General features: G+C 72.1%; 19 protein-coding genes. 6 read left to right on the top strand and 13 right to left on the bottom strand.

Going from position 1 to position 19158, the window contains the following annotated elements; genetic code table 11:
* Window positions 1-289: 289 nt before the first annotated feature.
* Window positions 290-934, bottom strand: coding sequence for a uridine kinase (locus B082_RS0103510; protein ID WP_018550433.1), 645 nt, complete (start codon window positions 932-934; stop codon window positions 290-292).
* Window positions 935-1075: 141 nt separating this feature from the next.
* Between B082_RS0103510 and B082_RS0103505 the strand changes: the two genes are divergently transcribed.
* Window positions 1076-1492 carry a hypothetical protein gene (locus B082_RS0103505; RefSeq protein ID WP_018550432.1) on the top strand — a complete coding sequence of 139 codons (417 nt, stop codon included), beginning with the start codon at window positions 1076-1078 and terminating at the stop codon, window positions 1490-1492.
* A gap of 84 nt (window positions 1493-1576) precedes the next feature.
* Here B082_RS0103505 and B082_RS0103500 read toward each other — a convergent pair whose 3' ends face one another.
* From B082_RS0103500 to deoC, 3 genes are read right to left on the bottom strand one after another with little or no spacing between them, the layout of a single operon-like run.
* Window positions 1577-2467 (bottom strand): aldehyde dehydrogenase family protein, encoded by an 891-nt coding sequence (locus B082_RS0103500; RefSeq protein ID WP_018550431.1) that lies wholly within the window; start codon window positions 2465-2467, stop codon window positions 1577-1579.
* Window positions 2457-3896 (bottom strand): aldehyde dehydrogenase family protein, encoded by a 1440-nt coding sequence (locus tag B082_RS0103495; RefSeq protein ID WP_018550430.1) that lies wholly within the window; start codon window positions 3894-3896, stop codon window positions 2457-2459. The genes B082_RS0103500 and B082_RS0103495 overlap by 11 nt, the downstream gene beginning before the upstream one ends.
* A 5-nt stretch (window positions 3897-3901) precedes the next feature.
* Window positions 3902-4897, bottom strand: coding sequence for a deoxyribose-phosphate aldolase (gene deoC / locus B082_RS0103490; RefSeq protein ID WP_018550429.1), 996 nt, complete (start codon window positions 4895-4897; stop codon window positions 3902-3904).
* Window positions 4898-5055: 158 nt separating this feature from the next.
* On the opposite strand from deoC, the gene B082_RS0103485 reads away from it, so the two are divergent.
* On the top strand, window positions 5056-5694 hold the full coding sequence (locus B082_RS0103485; RefSeq protein WP_018550428.1) for a PH domain-containing protein: 639 nt from the start codon (window positions 5056-5058) through the stop codon (window positions 5692-5694).
* Window positions 5695-5747: 53 nt separating this feature from the next.
* Here the strand turns inward: B082_RS0103485 and B082_RS0103480 are convergent, their stop codons facing one another.
* The 3 genes from B082_RS0103480 to B082_RS0103470 form a co-directional block, all read right to left on the bottom strand.
* The gene (locus tag B082_RS0103480; RefSeq protein ID WP_018550427.1) at window positions 5748-7394 is read right to left on the bottom strand and encodes a phospho-sugar mutase; all 1647 of its coding nucleotides are present in this window, start codon (window positions 7392-7394) and stop codon (window positions 5748-5750) included.
* Between the two features lie 207 nt (window positions 7395-7601).
* Window positions 7602-8426 (bottom strand): purine-nucleoside phosphorylase, encoded by an 825-nt coding sequence (locus B082_RS0103475; protein WP_018550426.1) that lies wholly within the window; start codon window positions 8424-8426, stop codon window positions 7602-7604.
* Window positions 8427-8591: 165 nt separating this feature from the next.
* The gene (locus tag B082_RS0103470; RefSeq protein ID WP_018519118.1) at window positions 8592-9029 is read right to left on the bottom strand and encodes a gamma-glutamylcyclotransferase; all 438 of its coding nucleotides are present in this window, start codon (window positions 9027-9029) and stop codon (window positions 8592-8594) included.
* Window positions 9030-9304: 275 nt separating this feature from the next.
* Between B082_RS0103470 and B082_RS0103465 the strand changes: the two genes are divergently transcribed.
* Complete coding sequence (locus B082_RS0103465) at window positions 9305-10744, top strand: NAD(P)H-quinone dehydrogenase (protein ID WP_018550425.1); 1440 nt, start codon at window positions 9305-9307, stop codon at window positions 10742-10744.
* 188 nt (window positions 10745-10932) lie between these two features.
* Window positions 10933-11886 (top strand): DeoR/GlpR family DNA-binding transcription regulator, encoded by a 954-nt coding sequence (locus B082_RS0103460; RefSeq protein WP_018550424.1) that lies wholly within the window; start codon window positions 10933-10935, stop codon window positions 11884-11886.
* A 53-nt stretch (window positions 11887-11939) separates the two neighbouring features.
* On the opposite strand, the gene B082_RS0103455 is transcribed toward B082_RS0103460, so the two are convergent.
* Entirely contained in the window at window positions 11940-12611 is a 672-nt protein-coding gene (locus B082_RS0103455) for a TetR/AcrR family transcriptional regulator (protein ID WP_018550423.1), read from the bottom strand.
* A 147-nt stretch (window positions 12612-12758) separates the two neighbouring features.
* Window positions 12759-14513, bottom strand: coding sequence for an acetyl/propionyl/methylcrotonyl-CoA carboxylase subunit alpha (locus tag B082_RS0103450; protein ID WP_026249386.1), 1755 nt, complete (start codon window positions 14511-14513; stop codon window positions 12759-12761).
* Window positions 14514-14885: 372 nt separating this feature from the next.
* Here B082_RS0103450 and B082_RS0103445 point away from each other — a divergent pair, with 372 nt between their 5' ends.
* Entirely contained in the window at window positions 14886-15362 is a 477-nt protein-coding gene (locus B082_RS0103445; protein WP_018550421.1) for a hypothetical protein, read from the top strand.
* A gap of 16 nt (window positions 15363-15378) precedes the next feature.
* On the opposite strand, the gene B082_RS0103440 is transcribed toward B082_RS0103445, so the two are convergent.
* The 4 genes from B082_RS0103440 to B082_RS0103425 all read right to left on the bottom strand — a co-directional run bounded on the left by B082_RS0103440 (window position 15379) and on the right by B082_RS0103425 (window position 18131).
* Window positions 15379-15987, bottom strand: coding sequence for a Maf family protein (locus tag B082_RS0103440; RefSeq protein WP_018550420.1), 609 nt, complete (start codon window positions 15985-15987; stop codon window positions 15379-15381).
* Window positions 15988-16111: 124 nt separating this feature from the next.
* Entirely contained in the window at window positions 16112-16240 is a 129-nt protein-coding gene (gene mmpB, locus B082_RS40215) for a morphogenic membrane protein MmpB (RefSeq protein ID WP_018550419.1), read from the bottom strand.
* Between the two features lie 77 nt (window positions 16241-16317).
* Window positions 16318-16524 carry an acyl-CoA carboxylase epsilon subunit gene (locus B082_RS0103430; RefSeq protein ID WP_018550418.1) on the bottom strand — a complete coding sequence of 69 codons (207 nt, stop codon included), beginning with the start codon at window positions 16522-16524 and terminating at the stop codon, window positions 16318-16320.
* 14 nt (window positions 16525-16538) lie between these two features.
* Entirely contained in the window at window positions 16539-18131 is a 1593-nt protein-coding gene (locus B082_RS0103425; protein WP_018550417.1) for an acyl-CoA carboxylase subunit beta, read from the bottom strand.
* 122 nt (window positions 18132-18253) lie between these two features.
* Between B082_RS0103425 and B082_RS0103420 the strand changes: the two genes are divergently transcribed.
* The gene (locus B082_RS0103420; RefSeq protein ID WP_018550416.1) at window positions 18254-19156 is read left to right on the top strand and encodes a biotin--[acetyl-CoA-carboxylase] ligase; all 903 of its coding nucleotides are present in this window, start codon (window positions 18254-18256) and stop codon (window positions 19154-19156) included.
* Window positions 19157-19158: the final 2 nt, after the last annotated feature.

Below are 19158 nucleotides of genomic sequence, written 5' to 3'. Positions count from 1 at the left end.
CGGGGGAGCTGCCGCTTCGGGGGAGGCGGTGGTGTTACGGGGGAAAAACGGGGTCGGGGGGCCCGGGGGAACGGGGTACGGGGGAACGGGGATACGGGGAAGCTGCGGGGTCGGACGGGCCGGGGGGTCCTGTCCGGCCCCGCGGTGCGTTCGGGGGCTCCGCCCCGGGCCCCCGCTCCTCGATCGCCGGAGGGGCTGGAGGGTGACCCCGCTCCTCGATCGGCGGAGGGGCCGGAGCGCGACCCCTGCTCCTCGATCGGCGGAGGGGCCGGAGCGTGGGCCTCGCTCCTCAATCGGTGGAAGGGCTTGAAGATGCCGCCGCGCGGCAGTGGCCCGCTGCCGCCGCTGCCAGGCGGCCCAGCGCCTCCTGTTTGTCGCAGGGGTGGGCGCCCAACTCCGTCTGGCGGGCCACGATGCGGCGTTCGCCGCGCATCAGACGCCAGCCCCGTCGGAGCAGGAACGGCACCGACTTGCGGCCCTCGCGCAGGTCGCGCAGGAGGCGGCGGCGGAACGTGGTGGAGGGCCGGCCGCGCAGGCACAGGGCGTCGGCCAGCAGGCCGAGCGACTGGCAGCGTCCGATGATGTCGGCGGCGAAGATCCCCTCGGCCACGAAGAGCGGAGTGCGCTCCATGTGGAAGGTCTCGTGCCCGGTGCGGGAGCTGGTGGAGATGTCGTAGACCGGTACGTCGGTCCGGCCGGTGCGGCAGAGTTCGGCGATCGCCGCCACCGCGGCCTCGGCGTCCCAGGAGAGCGCGGAGTCCCAGTCGATGTCCGTACTGCCCTCGACGAGCGGCAGCGTGGGGTCGCCCGCCTCCTTGTAGAAGTCGTCCAGCCTCAGCACCGGGAGGCCGGTGCGGGCGGCGAGGGAGGACTTGCCGGAGCCGGAGGGGCCGGCCAGCAGGACGACACGGGTCGAAAGCGCTTGGGAACTCACAGGACACGAGTTTGAGGCATTGACCCGCACAGGGGACCCCTGGGTGGTCTTGTTGGTACCGCGCATCACACCTCAACTACGCTGTGCACTCGCTCGATTACTCGGCCGATGGTCCGTTCGGCCCGATCAGGTGGGAAATCCATGGCACGTCACGCACTTTCCAAGCACCGGCGCCGCACCCTGCTGCGCGCAGGTCTGACCGTCACCGCGGTGGGTGCCGCGCTCGGCGCGGGGGGCGCGGCGGCGCAGGCCGCGCCGCTGCCCCTCGTCCAGGCGACCGGGACCGACACCAGCCTCGGGGAGGCCACCGAGGCGGCCGGCGGCGCGGTGACCGGAGCGCTCGGCCAGTCCCTCGACAACGGGATCGCGCCCGTCACCCACCTGCGGCTCGACCCGCTGGCCGGTACCGGCGTCGACCCGCTGGACAACGTGGTGGGCACCCAGATCGCCGACTTCAAGCCGCTGTCCACGGGGCTGGTCACCGACCCGGTGACCAGCGGCGGCGCGCTGAAGGATCTGCCCGTCGTCGGTCAGGTCGTGGGCGCGCTGCACGGCTGACCGGGCGCGCTGCACGGCTGACACGGAGCGCGGCCCGTGCCCCGGAGAACCTTCCGGAGCACGGGCCGCGCGCCCACACGTACGTCAGTACGAGGAGCCCGACACGCCCAGGGCGCCCGTCGGGTGCCAGACCGTCTTGGTCTCCAGGAACGCCGTCAGGCGGTGCGTGCCCGGGTCGGCGGACCAGTCGTCGCCGTCGTGCGGGCGGGAGACGCGCTTCAGGTTGTCGGCCGCCGCGATCTGGAGTTCCTTCGCCAGATCCGCGTCCGCGCCCGTCAGGTCGATGCCGTTCACGTCCTGGTGGGCGGCGAGCGGGGCGGCGATCTCCGCGGTCTTCCCCGACAGGATGTTGACCACACCACCCGGCAGGTCCGAGGTGGCCAGCACCTCGCCCAGCGACAGGGCGGGCAGCGGGGACTTCGCGGAGGCCACCACGACCGCCGTGTTACCGGACGCGATCACCGGGGCGATCACCGAGACCAGGCCCAGGAACGACGACTCCTGCGGCGCGAGGACGGTCACCACGCCGGACGGCTCGGGCGTCGAGAGGTTGAGATACGGACCCGCGACCGGGTTCGCCCCGCCCACGACCTGGGCGATCTTGTCGGTCCAGCCCGCGTACCAGACCCAGCGGTCCACCGCCGCGTCCACGACGGCCGCCGCCTTGGACTTCGACAGCCCCTCCGCCTCGGCCACCTCGCGTACGAACTGCTCGCGGCGGCCCTCCAGCATCTCCGCGACGCGGTAGAGGATCTGGCCGCGGTTGTACGCGGTCGCGCCCGACCAGCCGCCGAACGCCTTGCGGGCGGCCACGACCGCGTCGCGCGCGTCCTTGCGGGAGGACTGGGGCGCGTTCGCCAGCCACTTGCCCTTCGAGTCCGTCACCTCGTACACCCGGCCGCTCTCGGAGCGGGGGAACTTGCCCCCGACGTACAGCTTGTAGGTCTTGAAGACGCTCAGACGGTTATCGGACATCGAGGTACGCCTCCAGGCCGTGGCGGCCGCCTTCGCGGCCGAAGCCCGACTCCTTGTAACCGCCGAACGGCGAGGTCGGGTCGAACTTGTTGAACGTGTTGGCCCAGACGACACCCGCCCGGAGCTTGTTCGCCACCGCGAGGATGCGGGAGCCCTTCTCGGTCCAGATGCCCGCCGACAGGCCGTACTGGCTGTTGTTGGCCTTGGCGACCGCCTCGTCCGGGGTGCGGAACGACAGTACGGAGAGCACCGGGCCGAAGATCTCGTCGCGGGCGATCGTGTGCGCCTGGGTGACGTTGGTGAACAGCGTCGGGGCGAACCAGTAGCCCGCCGAGGGCAGTTCGCAGGGGGCCGACCAGCGGTCCGCGCCCTCCGCCTCGCCGGTCTCCACGAGCGCGGTGATCCGGGCCAGCTGTTCCGCGGAGTTGATCGCGCCGATGTCGGTGTTCTTGTCCAGCGGGTCGCCGAGGCGCAGCGTGGACAGCCGCCGCTTGAGCGCGTCCAGCAGCTCGTCCTGGATCGACTCCTGGACCAGCAGCCGGGAGCCCGCGCAGCACACCTGGCCCTGGTTGAAGAAGATGCCGGTGACGATGCCCTCGACGGCCTGGTCGATGGGGGCGTCGTCGAAGACGATGTTGGCGCCCTTGCCGCCCAGCTCCAGGGTGACCTTCTTGTCGGTCCCCGCGACCTGGCGGGCGATGGCCTTGCCGACGGCGGTCGAGCCGGTGAAGGCGACCTTGTTCACGTCGCTGTGCGAGACGAGCGCCTCGCCCGCGTCGCCGTACCCCGTCAGGATGTTGACGACACCCCTGGGCAGGCCCGCCCGGCGGCAGATGTCCGCGAAGAACAGCGCCGACAGGGGCGTCGTCTCGGCGGGCTTCAGCACCACGGTGTTGCCCGTGGCGAGGGCCGGGGCGATCTTCCAGGCCAGCATCAGGAGCGGGAAGTTCCACGGGATGACCTGGCCGGCCACGCCCAGCGGGCGCGGGTCCGGGCCGTAGCCCGCGTGGTCCAGCTTGTCGGCCCAGCCCGCGTAGTAGAAGAAGTGCGCGGCGACCAGCGGGAGGTCCGCGTCGCGCGTCTCCTTGATCGGCTTGCCGTTGTCCAGGGTCTCCAGGACGGCCAGCTCACGGCTGCGCTCCTGGACGATCCGGGCGATCCGGAACAGGTACTTGGCGCGCTCGGAGCCGGGCAGCGCCGACCACTTCTCGAACGCCCTGCGGGCCGCCTTCACGGCCCGGTCCACGTCATCGGCGCCGGCCCGCGCGACCTCGGACAGCACCTCCTCGCTGCTCGGCGAGACGGTCTTGAAGACCTTGCCGTCGGCCGCGTCGGTGAACTCACCGTCGATGAACAGGCCGTACGAGGGGGCGATGTCGACGACCGACCGCGACTCGGGCGCGGGCGCGTACTCGAATGCAGATGCCATGGGTATCAGTCCACCGTCACGTAATCGGGGCCGGAGTAACGGCCGGTGCTGAGCTTCTGGCGCTGCATCAGCAGGTCGTTCAGCAGGCTGGAGGCGCCGAAACGGAACCAGTGGTTGTCCAGCCAGTCCTCGCCCGCGGTCTCGTTGACCAGGACGAGGAACTTGATCGCGTCCTTGGACGTACGGATGCCGCCGGCCGGCTTCACCCCGATCTGGACACCGGTCTGCGCGCGGAAGTCGCGCACCGCCTCCAGCATCAGCAGGGTGTTCGCGGGCGTGGCGTTCGTCGCCACCTTGCCGGTCGAGGTCTTGATGAAGTCCGCGCCCGCCAGCATCCCCAGCCAGGAGGCCCGCCGGATGTTGTCGTACGTGGACAGCTCGCCGGTCTCGAAGATGACCTTCAGGCGGGCGTTCCCGCACTCCGCCTTCACGGCGACGATCTCCTCGTAGACCTTCGAGTAGCGCCCGGCCAGGAAGGCGCCCCGGTCGATCACCATGTCGATCTCGTCGGCCCCGGCCGCCACGGCGTCGCGGACGTCCGCGAGCTTGACGTCCAGCGCGGCCCGTCCGGCGGGGAAGGCCGTCGCCACGGACGCCACCTTCACGCCGGAGCCGGCCAGGGCGGCGACCGCGGTGGCCGCCATGTCGGGGTAGACGCAGACCGCGGCGGTGCGCGGGGTCATGCGGTCGGGCTCGGCATCCAAGGGGTCGGAGGAGAGCCGAGGCGGAGCGTAGCGGAGCGGATCCGGGTTGACGGCCTTGGCGGCGAGCGCCCGGACCTTGCCGGGGGTGTCCGCGCCTTCCAGCGTCGTCAGGTCGATCATCGAGATGGCGAGGTCGATGGCGTAGGCCTTGGCCGTCGTCTTGATCGAACGGGTTCCGAGGGAAGCGGCGCGCGCTTCGAGGCCGACGGCGTCGACGCCGGGCAGCCCGTGCAGGAAGCGGCGCAGCGCACTGTCGGACGCCGTCGCGTCGGCGAATGCGGGGAGGGTGGTGGGCATGGTCACCACATGAGCATATCTACGCGCGTAGCGACCTGTACAGCGGCCCAGGTCGTCCGCTTGTCGCGCACCGGCGCGTCCGCTTGTCGCGCGCCGGCGCGCGAGCACCGGGCGGCCGCCCCTCACGGCCCCCGGCCGCGTCAGGCACAATCGGGCTCATGACGAGCCCCACGCCGCCCACCGAGCCCACCTACGCCGACCGGACCTTCCGGTCGCCCGCCGGGCTGGCCGGGGGTGTCCTGCTGCTCGTGCTCATCTGCTGGATCGGCGGCGACGCCGCGTTCCGGGGCCATGGCCGGGTGCCGTGGATGGCGCTCGCCGGGCTGCTGACCGTGGTGCCGCTGATCGTCGCCTTCACACTGCGCCCGGTGGTGTTCGCCAACGACAAGCGCGTCCGGGTCCGCAACCCGTTCCGCACGATCACACTGCCCTGGACCGACGTCGCCGATGTGCGGGCCGGGTATTCGAGCGAGCTGTTCACCCACGACGGCACGAAGTACCAGCTCTGGGCCGTGCCGGTGTCGCTGCGGCAGCGCAAGAAGGCCGCCCGCCAGCAGTCCCGGCAGGCACTGGACGACCCCTACCGCCGTACCTCCGCGACCGCCGACGTGCGCGACACCAAGGCCCGGGTCGCCGTGGCGGACCAGGCGGTGGCGGACCTGCGCGAGCTCTCCGAACGCGCCGGCGACAAGCCCGCGCCGGACGCCCCCGTGAAGTCGGTGCGCTGGGCGTACGAGGTCATCGCCCCGTCGGTCGTGGGCGCGGTGCTGCTGGTGGTGCTGGGGGCGCTGGGCTGAGCCGGGGTACCGGACCGGGGCGCCGTTCGGGCACCCCGGCCGGCCGCCGGGTGTCAGATGCCGGCCGCGGCGGCCAGGTCCCGCTTGATGGCCGTCAGCAGCTCGGTGGCCCGGGTGCGGGCCGCCGGGAGGCCGTCGGGCGCGGCGACGGGCACCACGACCTCCAGGTAGCACTTCAGCTTGGGCTCGGTGCCGCTCGGGCGGACGATCACCCGGGCGCCCTCCAGCCCGTAGCGCAGCCCGTCGGTGGGCGGCAGCCGGTCCGTGCCGACGGACAGGTCCTCGGCGCGGGTGACGGGCAGGCCGGCCAGAGCCGTCGGGGGCTGTTCCCGCAGGCGGCGCATGGCATCCGCGATGACCGAGAGATCCTGCACCCGGACCGAGAGCTGGTCCGTCGCGTGCAGGCCGTGCTCCAGGGCGAGGTCGTCCAGCAGGTCCAGGAGTGTGCGGCCCTGTTCCTTGAGTACGGAGGCCAGCTCGGCGACGAGCAGCGCGGCCGTGATGCCGTCCTTGTCGCGGACGCCGTCCGGGTCGACGCAGTAGCCGAGCGCCTCCTCGTACCCGTAGCGCAGCCCCTCGACGCGGGCGATCCACTTGAAGCCCGTCAGCGTCTCCTCGTAGCCCAGGCCCGCCTTCTCGGCGATCCGGCCGAGCAGCGACGACGAGACGATCGACTCGGCGAACACGCCGGAGGCGCCCCGGCGCACGAGGTGGGCGGCGAGCAGCGCGCCGACCTCGTCGCCGCGCAGCATCCGCCAGCCGCCGTCCGCCGCCCGATCGGGCACCGCGACGGCGCAGCGGTCGGCGTCCGGGTCGTTGGCGATAACGATGTCGGGGTCCGAGCGGCGCGCGGTCGCGAACGCGAGATCCATCGCGCCGGGCTCCTCCGGATTGGGGAAGGCCACGGTGGGGAACGCGGGGTCCGGCTCGGCCTGCTCCGCGACGAGCACCGGCGCGGGGAAGCCGGCCCGGTCGAAGGCGGCGGTGAGCACGGAGGTGCCGACACCGTGCATCGCGGTGTACACGACACGGGCGGTACGCGGCGACGCGGCGTCGAGTACGGAGTCCGTACGCGCGAGATACGCGTCCAGTACCTCGTCGCCGAGGATCTCCCAGCCGTCGCCGGGGCGGGGGACGGTCTCCAGCGGGCCGACCGCCGCGATGGCGGCCGCGATCTCGCCGTCGGCCGGCGGCACGATCTGCGAGCCGTCGCCGAGGTAGACCTTGTAACCGTTGTCGCGCGGCGGATTGTGGCTGGCGGTCACCTCGACACCCGCGACGGCGCCCAGGTGCCTTATGGCGTACGCGAGGACCGGGGTGGGGAGGGGGCGGGGGAGCACCGCCGCCCGCAGACCGGCGCCCGTCATCACGGCCGCCGTGTCCCGGGCGAAGTCGGCGGACTTGTAGCGGGCGTCGTAGCCGACGACGACGAGACCGCCGGCCTGCCCCTGGTCCCTGAGGTACGCGGCGAGGCCGGCGGCGGCCCGGATGACCACGGCCCGGTTCATCCGCATGGGGCCCGCGCCCAGCTCGCCCCGGAGCCCGGCGGTGCCGAACTGGAGCGTGCCGGCGAAGCGGGCGGCGAGCTCGTCCAGTTCCTGCGCGTCGATGAGCTTGGCCAGCTCGTCGCGGGTCTCGGGGTCGGGGTCCTCGGCGAGCCAGGTCCTGGCCCGGGTGAGGAGGTCCGGCGTGGTCGTCACGGTGTCCGCCTTTCGGGGAAGGGGTGCGGTGGGGTGGGGGCGGTGGGGGGTGGTGCGGGTGCGTTGCGCCTGCGGCGGGCTTGTTCCCCTGCCCGCCCCTTCCCGTAACCGGGGCTCCGCCCCGGACCCCGCTCCTCAAGCGCCGGAGGGGCTGGGTTCTGGGGCTCCGTTCCGGGGGTGCGGGGGCAGCGCCCCCACAGCGGTCCCTCAGATTCGGTCCAGCACCCTGGCCAGCAGGGACCCCATCCGGGTCGCCGAGTCGCGGCCCGCCTGAAGGACCTCCTCGTGGTTCAGCGGCTCACCGCTGAGCCCCGCCGCCAGGTTCGTCACCAGGGAGAGGCCGAGGACCTCCGCGCCCGCCTCGCGGGCCGCGATCGCTTCCAGGACCGTGGACATGCCGACGAGGTCGCCGCCCATGACGCGGACCATGCCGATCTCGGCCGGCGTCTCGTAGTGCGGGCCGGGGAACTGCACGTACACGCCCTCTTCGAGCGTCGCGTCGACCTCCTTGCACAGCGCCCGCAGCCGCGGCGAGTACAGGTCGGTCAGGTCGACGAAGTTCGCGCCGACGATCGGCGACGCGGCGGTCAGGTTGATGTGGTCGCTGATCAGGACCGGCTGCCCGGGACGCATCCCCTCGCGCAGACCGCCGCAGCCGTTCGTCAGGATCACGGTCCGGCAGCCCGCGGCGACCGCGGTGCGCACCCCGTGCGCCACGGCGGCGACGCCGCGGCCCTCGTAGAAGTGCGTACGGCCCAGGAACACCAGGGCGCGCTTGTCACCGATCACGTGCGAGCGGACCGTGCCGCCGTGGCCCTCGACGGCGGGTGCGGGGAAGCCGGGGAGCGCGGTCACCGGGAACTCGGCCTCCGGGACACCGAGCGCGGCACCGGCGGGCGCCCAGCCGGAGCCCATCACGAGGGCGACGTCGTGGGTCTCGGCACCGGTCAGCTCGCGCAGGCGGGCGGCGGCGTCGTCGGCGGCGGCGTACGGGTCGCCCTGGATGTGGTCCGGAATAAGTGATGCGTTCACGCGGATGAGCGTAACCGCTGATTCCCTACGCGCGTAGATGATCCCGCACAGAGTCTCGCCGCGTTCGTTCGTGTGTTCTCACAATCGGGCCCCGGCCGACGGTCTAGTCGGCCGCGAAAGGGCAGGTCAGGGCCGCTTCCGCCGCGCCCCGGGCCGTCCCGGGGGTCAGCAGGGGCGTTTGCGGAGTTCCATCACATAATCGTGCGGCGCGCCCGCGGAATCGGCCGCGTCGGCGATCTCGCCCAAGTAGCGGGCGGACGGAAGCCCGCCCTCGTAGCCGTTCAGCACATAGATCCAGGCCGGCTCCTCGCCGTCCAGGGTGTGCACCCGGATCCGCATGCGGCGGTAGATGTCCAGCCCGACGCCCTCCCAGCGGTCCATGGAGTCCTCGTCCATGGGCGCCAGGTCGTACAGGGCCACGAACACCTGCGAGCGCGGCGCCTCCACCACGGTGGCCAGCGCGCCCTCCCAGCCCATCTGCTCCCCGCCGAAGGTCAGCCGCCAGCCGTTGAGCCAGCCGGTGCCGCGCAGCGGTGAGTGCGGGGCGCGGCGCGTCATCAGCCGCGCGTCGAGGTTGCCGGCGTACGCGGCGTAGAGCGACATGGAACCGAGGGTACGGGAGGTGGCGCCGGGAGCGGCGGTTCCTGTGAGGAAGGCCCCCCGGGAGAAGGGGAATCAGGGGAGCTGCCCGAAGGGGCGGATCCCCCGGTCCTGCCGTGCGCCGTGCGCCCCGGCGCACGTATGGAGGGCCCCGGGGCGAAGCACCTTGGCGCGTGCGGGACAATGAAGTACGTACTGCATTCCCCCGGGGCGATCCCCCGGACCCCCGGCCGGGGCAGCAGACGGCCGCGGGACGAGAAACGCGAGGCGGACTTTTCGTGACCCGGATCGTGATCATCGGCGGCGGACCCGGCGGGTACGAGGCGGCACTGGTGGGCGCCCAGCTCGGCGCGGAGGTGACCGTCGTCGACTGTGACGGCCTCGGCGGCGCGTCCGTCCTCACCGACTGCGTGCCATCGAAGACCCTGATCGCGACGGCGGAGGTGATGACCACCTTCGACTCCTCGTACGAGGAGCTGGGCATCATCGTCGCTGACGACACGCCCCACATGGAGCGGGCCGCGCGTGTGGTCGGTGTCGATCTGGGGAAGGTCAACCGCCGTGTGAAGCGCCTGGCGCTCGCCCAGTCCCACGACATCACCGCATCCGTCACCCGGGCCGGCGCGCGCGTGATGCGAGGGCGCGGCCGGCTGGAGGGCCTCCAGGCCGCCGACGGCTCCCGACAGGTCGTCGTCGCGGCGGCCGACGGTACGGAGGAGACGCTCACCGCTGACGCCGTGCTGATCGCGACCGGCGGCCACCCCCGGGAGATCCCCGACGCCCTCCCCGACGGCGAGCGCATCCTGAACTGGACCCAGGTCTACGACCTCGACGAGCTGCCGCAGGAGCTCATCGTCGTCGGCTCGGGTGTCACGGGCGCCGAGTTCGCCGGCGCCTACCAGGCGCTCGGCTCACGCGTCACCCTCGTCTCCTCCCGCGACCGGGTCCTGCCCGGCGAGGACCCCGACGCCGCCGCCGTCCTGGAGGACGTCTTCCGGCGCCGCGGCATGAATGTCATGGCCCGCTCCCGCGCCCAGTCCGCCAAGCGCGTCGGCGACCGGGTCGAGGTGACCCTCGCCGACGGCCGGGTCATCTCCGGTTCGCACTGCCTGATGGCGGTCGGCGCCATCCCCAACACCGCCGGCATGGGGCTGGAGGAGGCGGGTGTCCGGCTCAAGGAGTCCGGCCACATCTGGACCGACAAGGTCTCCCGCACCAGTGCGCCCGGGGTCTACGCGGCCGGTGACGTCACCGGCATCTTCGCGCTCGCCTCCGTCGCCGCCATGCAGGGCCGGATCGCGATGTACCACTTCCTGGGCGACGCGGTGGCCCCGCTGAACCTGAAGACGGTCTCATCGAACGTCTTCACCGACCCGGAGATCGCGACCGTCGGCTACAGCCAGGCGGACGTGGACGCGGGCAAGATCGAGGCCCTGGCCGTCAAGCTGCCGCTGCTGCGCAACCCGCGCGCCAAGATGCAGGGCATCCGGGACGGCTTCGTCAAGATCTTCTGCCGGCCCGGCACCGGCATCGTGGTCGGCGGCTGCGTCGTCGCCCCCCGCGCGAGCGAGCTGATCCACCCCATCTCGATCGCGGTCGACAACAATCTGACGGTCGAGCAGATCGCAAACGCCTTCACTGTGTACCCGTCCCTGTCGGGTTCGATCGCCGAAGTGGCCCGCCAGCTGCACAGCCGTAAGCGCACGGGCGAGGCGTAACCGCCAAGTCGGGCGGCTGCGCGACCGCCGCCCGATCAGCAGAGGACAACAAGGCGGCCGCCTATACCACTTGGTGGCCGCCTGGATGTCCAACTTCTTCCATTCGGCGCAAACTGCTGAAAACACTCGGGCGTCACGTTACTGTCAGTTTCGTGTTCGCTGCAGAACGTCGTCAGTTGATCCTCGAAATGGTGCGCGCCAACGGGGCGGTATCGCTCCGTGAGCTCGCCCGCGTCGTCCAGACCTCCGAAGTGACCGTACGGCGGGACGTGCGGGCGCTGGAGGCAGAAGGACTCCTCGACCGCCGGCACGGCGGTGCGGTCTTGCCGGGCGGTTTTACGCGGGAGTCCGGCTTTCCGCAGAAATCCCACCTCGCCACCGCGGAGAAAACGGCCATCGCCGACCTGGCCGCCGGCCTCGTCGAAGAGGGCGAGGCCATTGTGGTCGGTGCCGGTACGACCACGCAGGAGCTGGCCCGCCGGCTCGCGCGCGTCCCCGGCCTGACCGTCGTCACCAACTCACTGCTCGTCGCCCAGGCGCTGGCCCACGCCAACCGGGTGGAAGTCGTGATGACCGGCGGCACCCTGCGCGGCTCCAACTACGCCCTGGTGGGCAGTGGCGCCGAGCAGTCGCTCCAGGGGCTGCGGGTCTCCCGCGCGTTCCTGTCCGGGAGCGGGCTCACCGCCGAGCGCGGGCTGTCCACGTCCAACATGCTCTCCGCGAGCGTGGACCGGGCGCTGGTGCAGGCCGCGGCGGAGGTGGTGGTCCTCGCGGACCACACCAAGCTCGGCTCCGACACGATGTTCCAGACCGTGCCGACGGATCTCATCACCCACCTGGTGACGGACGAGCCCGCCGCGCACGACGACCGGGCGGCGGCGGAGTTGCAGGCGCTGGCCGACCAGGGCGTGCAGATCGCTGTCGCGGGGGCGGGGGCGGCTGCCGCCGCTTCCGGGGCCGCCGCTTCGGTGTCCGGTGACGGCGCTTCGGGGGCGGGGCGGGGAGGGCGGCGCGAGATGCCGTTGCCCGGGCAGCGGCGTACGCATGGGCAGGCGTTGCGGGGGGTGCCGGTGGAGCCGGGGAGTGGGGAGCGGGAGCGGGAGCGCGAGCGGGCTCGGGTGGCGGATCTTCGGCGACGGTAGGGGGCGGCGGGCACGGGTTCGTTGCGGGGGCGCCGCCCCCGGACCCCTGCTCCTCAACCGCCGGAGGGGCTTGAGCGGTCCTCGGAGGGGCTTGATTGGTCGTCGGAGGGGCTTGAGGTGGGGTGCCGGCCCATGCCGGAAGGGGTTGACTGCACGCCTCGTAGGGTCAGGGTCAGGAGTCGGTCCGCCAGTTCCGGGTCGTCCGGGGACTGTTCGGCGGCCAGGGCGATGGCGTTGGTCAGTTGCATCAGGTCGTCTATGGACACGTCCGCCCGGACCGAGCCGCTCTCCTGTGCGCGGGTCAGCAGCGCCGAACCCGCCTCGCGCAGCGGCGTATTGCACCGGGCAAGGGCCGAACTCTCGTCGCGGCAGGTGGACATGAGCGCCTGCGCCAGGCCGCGATACTCACCCGCATGAGTGACGATCGCCCCCAGCCACTCCACCAGCGCGGCACACGGCCGCTCCGCTTCGGCCAGGTCGCGGGAGCGGGTGATGAGGGACGTCACCGCCTCCTCGAAGACGGCGCTCATCAGCGCGTGCCTGGTCGGGAAGTGGCGGTACAGCGTGCCGATGCCCACGCCCGCACGCCGCGCCACGTCCTCCAGGGACGCGTCGGTGCCGTGTTCCGCGAAGGCGCTACGGGCCTCGGCCAGCAGTCGGCCGTAATTGCGGCGCGCGTCGGCACGCATGGGCCGGGCCGGCGTCCCTGCCGTGCTCATCGCCATGGTGCGGTCCTCCCTGTCTCCCGGTTCCCAGGATGCCATCGTGCGGCCGGCGGTACGGCCCGTACCGGGGCCCCGAACGACCGGTGCCCCGGTCACGTCCAATGACATGACCGGGGCGGCGGAGGGGTACGGGGACGGGCCCCGGCGTCAGTCCTTGATCTCGCAGATGGCCGCGCCGGACGAGATCGAGCTGCCGACCTCGGCGGACAGGCCCTTGACCGTGCCGGAGCGGTGCGCGTTCAGCGGCTGCTCCATCTTCATGGCCTCCAGGACGACGATCAGGTCGCCCTCCTTGACCTCCTGGCCCTCCTCCACGGCGATCTTCACGATCGTGCCCTGCATCGGGGAGGCGAGGGTGTCGCCGGAGACGGCGGAACCGGACTTCTTCGCCGCGCGCCGCTTGGGCTTGGCGCCCGCCGCGAGGCCCGTACGGGCCAGGCTCATGCCGAGCGAGGAGGGCAGCGAGACCTCCAGGCGCTTGCCGCCGACCTCGACGACGACCGTCTCGCGGCCGGACTCGTCGTCCGCGTCCGCCTCGGCGGGAGCGGCGAACGGCTTGATCTCGTTGACGAACTCCGTCTCGATCCAGCGGGTGTGGACGCGGAACGGGTCGGCGGTGAACGCCGGGTCCGTCACGACCGCGCGGTGGAACGGGATGGCGGTGGCCATGCCCTCGACGTGGAACTCGGCCAGTGCGCGGGCCGCGCGCTGGAGCGCCTGCTCACGCGTCGCACCGGTCACGATGAGCTTCGCCAGCAGCGAGTCCCAGGCCGGGCCGATGACCGAGCCGGACTCGACGCCCGCGTCGAGCCGGACGCCGGGGCCGGTCGGCGGGTCGAAGCGGGTGACGGTGCCCGGGGCCGGCAGGAAGCCGCGGCCCGGGTCCTCGCCGTTGATCCGGAACTCGATCGAGTGACCGCGCCCGGCGGGGTCGTCGTAACCCAGCTCCTCGCCGTCGGCGATCCGGAACATCTCGCGGACCAGGTCGATGCCGGAGACCTCCTCGGTCACCGGGTGCTCCACCTGGAGGCGGGTGTTGACCTCCAGGAAGGAGATCGTGCCGTCCAGGCCGACGAGGAACTCGACCGTGCCGGCGCCGACGTAGCCGGCCTCCTTCAGGATCGCCTTGGACGCCGCGTACAACTGGGCGTTCTGCTCGTCGGACAGGAAGGGGGCCGGGGCCTCCTCCACGAGCTTCTGGTGGCGGCGCTGGAGCGAGCAGTCACGCGTCGAGACGACGACCACGTTGCCGTGGGTGTCGGCCAGGCACTGGGTCTCCACGTGCCGCGGCTTGTCGAGGTAGCGCTCCACGAAGCACTCCCCGCGCCCGAACGCGGCGACGGCCTCACGGACCGCGGAGTCGTACAGCTCCGGGATCTCCTCCAGGGTGCGCGCGACCTTCAGACCGCGACCGCCGCCACCGAAGGCGGCCTTGATCGCGATCGGCAGCCCGTGCTCCTCGGCGAAGGCGACGACCTCGGCGGAACCCTCGACCGGGTCCGGGGTGCCCGCGACGAGCGGGGCACCCGCGCGCTGCGCGATGTGGCGGGCGGCGACCTTGTCACCGAGGTCCCGGATCGCCTGCGGCGGCGGACCGATCCACGTCAGACCGGCGTCCAGCACGGCCTGGGCGAACTCGGCGTTCTCCGAGAGGAAGCCGTAACCCGGGTGGATCGCGTCCGCCCCGGAGTCCTTGGCAGCCTGGAGCACCTTGGCGATGTCCAGATAGCTGGCCGCCGGGGTGTCACCGCCCAGAGCGAATGCCTCGTCGGCCGCACGCACGTGCAGAGCGTCGCGGTCCGGGTCTGCGTAGACGGCCACGCTCCCGATTCCCGCGTCCCGGCAGGCCCGAGCAACACGGACAGCAATTTCGCCACGGTTGGCGATGAGCACCTTGCGCACGATGGCTCCCTCCTTGAAACAAGCTGAGTTTAGGGACAACCGACACGGTCCTACGACCCGTCCCCAATGGTGAGCTTGCCCACACGGAGTGTGATTCGAGCCATGCTCAAGTCGCGAAATCCCTTGTGCCACCACGGTACGCCGGGTTCTGAAACCGCACAGTAGCGATCAGGTGTGGCCCAGGTCTCTATCGGCACGGGCAGCGACTGGCCGTGATTCTTTGTGGAGTTCCCACTAAGGGGTGGGTAATTCTTTGCCCGACGCACGAAAGCCCGGACGGATAGGGGTCCGTCGGGGTTCTCCCTGGCTCTTGTCGTGGCCATTACCCGTTAGTAGGGTCCGCGCTATCGCACGTACTGCAGGTAACAGGGGGTGAGCGTCGTGGTGCGCAGGCTGGTGGCTTTCATAGCCGCGCTCGTGCTGGCCGTGGAAGCCGTCGGGATCGTGATCATCAACGTGGTCCTCGGCACGGTCGTCAAGAACCAGGACATGTCCCTGGCGGGTACGGACCCCGGCGCCATGTCCAAGGGCACCTGGGTGCTCGGCGGCGTGTCCGGTCTCTTCCTGCTCCTGTGCGCCGCGCTCCTCGTCCTTACGGGCGCCCGCGACCGGGCCCCCGGCCGCGTCGCGCGCACCGTGCTCATCTGCTGCGCGGTCGTCCACGGGGTGCTCGGGGCGCTGACCGTCGGACTCGTCGGCTGGCCGGCGTTCGCCTGGATGATGGTGGTGCTCGGCCTGATCGTGCTGGCGCTGGTGGCGTACGGCCCCGAGGGCGCCGCGCCGGACGCCGGGCGGAAGGCCGGACCCGGGCCGGAGCCCGAGAAGCCGGCCGCGCCCGCCCCCGCCTGAGCGTGGCCGCCGGGGCTCAGGCCCAGAGCTCGGTGACCGAGATGCCCAGCTCGCCCAGCAGCTGCCGCAGCAGCGGCAGCGAAAGCCCGATGACGTTGCCCGGGTCGCCCTCGATGGAGTCGACGAAGGGCGCCGAGCGCCCGTCGAGGGTGAACGCCCCCGCCACGTACAGCGGTTCGCCCGAGGCCACGTAGGCGGCGATCTCGGCGTCCGACGGCTCACCGAAGCGGACCGTGGTCGACGCCGTCCGCGACACCGTCCGGCCGGTCGCGGTGTCCGTCAGGCTGTGCCCGGTCCGCAGTACCCCGGCCCGGCCGCGCATCGACTTCCAGCGGGCGGTGGCCTCCTCGGCGTCGGCCGGCTTGCCGAGCGCCTCGCCGTCGAGTTCGAGCACCGAGTCGCAGCCGATCACCAGGGCGCCGGCGGCCTCCGGGAGCGCCGCCACGACCGCCGCCTTGGCCTCGGCGAGCACGAGGGCGAGTTCGGCGGGGGTGGGGGCGCTCAGGGCGTCCTCGTCGACGCCGCTGACGATCACCTCCGGTGCGAAGCCGGCTTGGCGCAGGAGGCCGAGGCGGGCGGGGGAGGCGGAGGCGAGAACGAGGCGCTGGGCGGTCATGACCGCCATCGTACGGAGGCGGGGGGTGTGCGGGTTCGTTGCGGGGGCTCCGCCCCCGGGCGCCCGCTCCTCAATCGCCGGAGGGGCTTGAACGGCCGCCCCGCTCGCCGGTCGCCGGAGGGGCTCGGGACCTTCAGCGCGTGCCCAGGACGAACATCGCTACGACCATCGCCAGGGCCAGGACCAGGCCCGCGCGGCGCATCATGTTCTCCGCGTCGCGCAGTTCTTCGGGGGGCTTGTTCTCGGGGTCGGACCAGAGCATGACCTGATCCTCCTGGGCGGTCCTGGGGCGGCGCCTGAGTACGGGTACTCAACCGCCGCCCCACACGTCACCAGCGGTTACGCGGGCCAGTAGGTCCGGGCCCAGGCGCGGGGGCCCGGCAGGTGGCGGCCGTGCCGGGCCACGCGGCTCGGGTGGGACCATCCCGCGGGCGGTTCCGGGGTGCCGGACGACACGGCGGACACCGCCGCGGCGCGGGCCCGGACCACCGCCAGGGCGGCGGCCAGCTCCTCCGGGGTCGGGTTGCCCCGTACGACCTTGATCATGGCCAGGACCCTTTCTAGAGGGGGATGTTGCCGTGCTTCTTGGGCGGGAGGGACTCGCGCTTGGTGCGGAGCTGGCGCAGCCCCTTCACCACGTGGGCCCGGGTGTCGGACGGCATGATCACCGCGTCCACGTAACCGCGCTCGGCCGCCACGTACGGGTTGAGGAGCGCGTCCTCGTAGTCCGTGATCAGCCCGGTCCGGGTCGCCTCCCTCTCGTCGGCGTCCGTGACGGCGGCGATCGTGCGGCGGTGCAGGATGTTGACCGCGCCCTGGGCGCCCATGACGGCGATCTGGGCGGTCGGCCAGGCGAGGTTGATGTCGGCGCCCAGGTGCTTGGAGCCCATGACGTCGTACGCGCCGCCGAACGCCTTGCGGGTGATCACCGTGATCAGCGGGACGGTCGCCTCCGCGTACGCGTAGATCAGCTTGGCACCGCGGCGGATGATGCCGCCGTACTCCTGGTCGACGCCCGGCAGGAAGCCCGGCACGTCCACGAACGTCAGCACCGGCACGTTGAACGCGTCGCAGGTGCGGACGAAGCGGGCCGCCTTCTCGCTCGCGTTGATGTCCAGACAGCCGGCGAACTGCATCGGCTGGTTGGCGACGATGCCGACGGGGTAGCCCTCGACCCGGCCGAAGCCGGTGATGATGTTCGGCGCGAACAGGGCCTGGGTCTCCAGGAATTCGCCGTCGTCCAGCACGTGCTCGATCGCGGTGTGCATGTCGTACGGCTGGTTCGCCGAGTCCGGGATGAGCGCGTCGAGCTCGCGGTCCTCGTCGGTGGTGGCGAGGTCCGCCTCCTCCGGGAAGGCCGGGGCCTCCGAGAGGTTGTTCGACGGGAGGTAGGACAGCAGCGACTTGACGTACTCGATGGCGTCCTTCTCGTCGCCCGCCATGTGGTGCGCGACGCCCGAGGTGGTGTTGTGCGTACGGGCGCCGCCCAGCTCCTCGAAGGCGACGTCCTCACCGGTCACCGTCTTGATGACGTCGGGGCCCGTGATGAACATGTGCGAGGTCTGGTCGACCATCACCGTGAAGTCGGTGATCGCGGGGGAGTACACCGCCCCGCCCGCGCACGGGCCGACGATCAGCGAGATCTGCGGGACCACACCCGAGGCGTGCACATTGCGCCGGAAGATCTCCGCGAAGAGACCCAGCGCCGCCACGCCCTCCTGGATACGGGCGCCGCCGCCGTCGTTGATACCGATGACCGGACAGCCGGTCTTCAGCGCGAAGTCCATCACCTTGACGATCTTCTCACCGTAGACCTCGCCCAGCGAGCCGCCGAAGATGGTGAAGTCCTGCGAATACACGCACACGGGGCGGCCGTCGACCGTGCCGTAGCCGGTGACGACACCGTCCCCGTACGGCCGGTTCTTCTCGATGCCGAAGTTCGTCGAGCGGTGCCGGGCGAATTCGTCCAGCTCCACGAAGGAACCCTCGTCGAGCAGCAGATCCACGCGCTCGCGTGCGGTCAGCTTGCCCTTCGCGTGCTGCTTTTCCACCGCGCGCGCGGACCCCGCGTGGGTCGCCTCGCCGATGCGGCGCTGCAGGTCCGCGAGCTTGCCCGCGGTGGTGTGGATGTCGATCTCTTCCGGCTCGGACATCGGGTGGCGGCTCCCTGCCTGGTCACGGGGACGACTCTGCTGCTGGTCGGCTACTGAGCCGTAGCGTATCGGCGCGGATACGGTTCGGCAGTGCGTCGTTTGACACACCTAGGGTGGGTTGCATGACACCTTCGGATGCGCCACAGAGCCGTTGGTCGGACCTCGACCGGCCGCCCCTGAACGTCCCCGCGCTGCGCCGCGGCCTGCTGCGGCCCGGCGGGCTGTGGACCGCGCTGGACGTGGTGCAGAGCACGGGCTCCACCAACACCGACCTCGCCGCGCGGGCGGCCTCCCTCACCGAGGGCACCGTCCTCGTCGCCGAGGAGCAGACCGCCGGGCGCGGACGCCTGGAACGCGTCTGGACGGCCCCTGCCCGCTCCGGCCTGTTCTTCTCGGTCTACCTGGCCCCGGGCACCGTCCCCGCCGAGCGGTGGGGCTGGCTGCCGCTGCTCACGGGGGTCGCGGCGGCGACCGGTCTGGCGCGCAGCGCGGGTGTGGACATGGCCCTGAAGTGGCCCAACGACCTGCTGGTCACCATCCCCAAGGACTCCGACAAGCTCCGTCCGGGGGAGACCCCGTCCGGGCAGGAGCGCAAGACCGGCGGCATCCTCGCCGAGCGTGCCGGGGACGGCGTCGTGATCGGCATCGGCCTCAACGTGTCCCTGCGCGCCGACGAACTTCCCGCCCCCACCGCAGCCTCCCTCGCCCTGGCCGGAGCCGTCTCCACCGACCGCGAGACGCTGCTGCGGGGCGTCCTGCGTTCCTTGGAGCACTGGTACGGGCTGTGGCGCGACGCGGACGGCGACGCGGCGGCGAGCGGTCTCCAGGAGGCGTACGCGGCCGGCTGCGCGACCCTCGGCCGGACCGTACGGGCCCAGCTTCCCGGCGACCGCACGCTCACCGGGGAGGCGGTGGCCGTCGACGGGGACGGGCGGCTGGTCCTGTCCACCGGCGACGGGCTGCGCGAACCGGTCTCGGCGGGGGACATCGTGCACCTGAGGGGGGCCGCGGGCGGCCTGACCTGAGC

The sequence above is a fragment of the Streptomyces sp. ATexAB-D23 genome (assembly GCF_000373645.1).
Classification (GTDB): domain Bacteria; phylum Actinomycetota; class Actinomycetes; order Streptomycetales; family Streptomycetaceae; genus Streptomyces; species Streptomyces castrisilvae.
Note: the sequence above shows the minus strand (reverse complement) of the source record. Positions and strands in the feature narration are given on the sequence as shown.

Coding starts and splice junctions, on each gene's coding strand:
- mmpB (WP_018550419.1), bottom strand. CDS start 16,240: ATGCTCTGGTCCGACCCCGAGAACAAGCCCCCCGAAGAACTGCGCGAC.
- B082_RS0103500 (WP_018550431.1), bottom strand. CDS start 2,467: ATGTCCGATAACCGTCTGAGCGTCTTCAAGACCTACAAGCTGTACGTC.
- B082_RS0103470 (WP_018519118.1), bottom strand. CDS start 9,029: ATGTCGCTCTACGCCGCGTACGCCGGCAACCTCGACGCGCGGCTGATG.
- B082_RS0103425 (WP_018550417.1), bottom strand. CDS start 18,131: ATGTCCGAGCCGGAAGAGATCGACATCCACACCACCGCGGGCAAGCTC.
- B082_RS0103430 (WP_018550418.1), bottom strand. CDS start 16,524: ATGATCAAGGTCGTACGGGGCAACCCGACCCCGGAGGAGCTGGCCGCC.
- B082_RS0103420 (WP_018550416.1), top strand. CDS start 18,254: ATGACACCTTCGGATGCGCCACAGAGCCGTTGGTCGGACCTCGACCGG.
- B082_RS0103505 (WP_018550432.1), top strand. CDS start 1,076: ATGGCACGTCACGCACTTTCCAAGCACCGGCGCCGCACCCTGCTGCGC.
- B082_RS0103455 (WP_018550423.1), bottom strand. CDS start 12,611: ATGGCGATGAGCACGGCAGGGACGCCGGCCCGGCCCATGCGTGCCGAC.
- deoC (WP_018550429.1), bottom strand. CDS start 4,897: ATGCCCACCACCCTCCCCGCATTCGCCGACGCGACGGCGTCCGACAGT.
- B082_RS0103485 (WP_018550428.1), top strand. CDS start 5,056: ATGACGAGCCCCACGCCGCCCACCGAGCCCACCTACGCCGACCGGACC.
- B082_RS0103495 (WP_018550430.1), bottom strand. CDS start 3,896: ATGGCATCTGCATTCGAGTACGCGCCCGCGCCCGAGTCGCGGTCGGTC.
- B082_RS0103460 (WP_018550424.1), top strand. CDS start 10,933: ATGGTGCGCGCCAACGGGGCGGTATCGCTCCGTGAGCTCGCCCGCGTC.
- B082_RS0103440 (WP_018550420.1), bottom strand. CDS start 15,987: ATGGCGGTCATGACCGCCCAGCGCCTCGTTCTCGCCTCCGCCTCCCCC.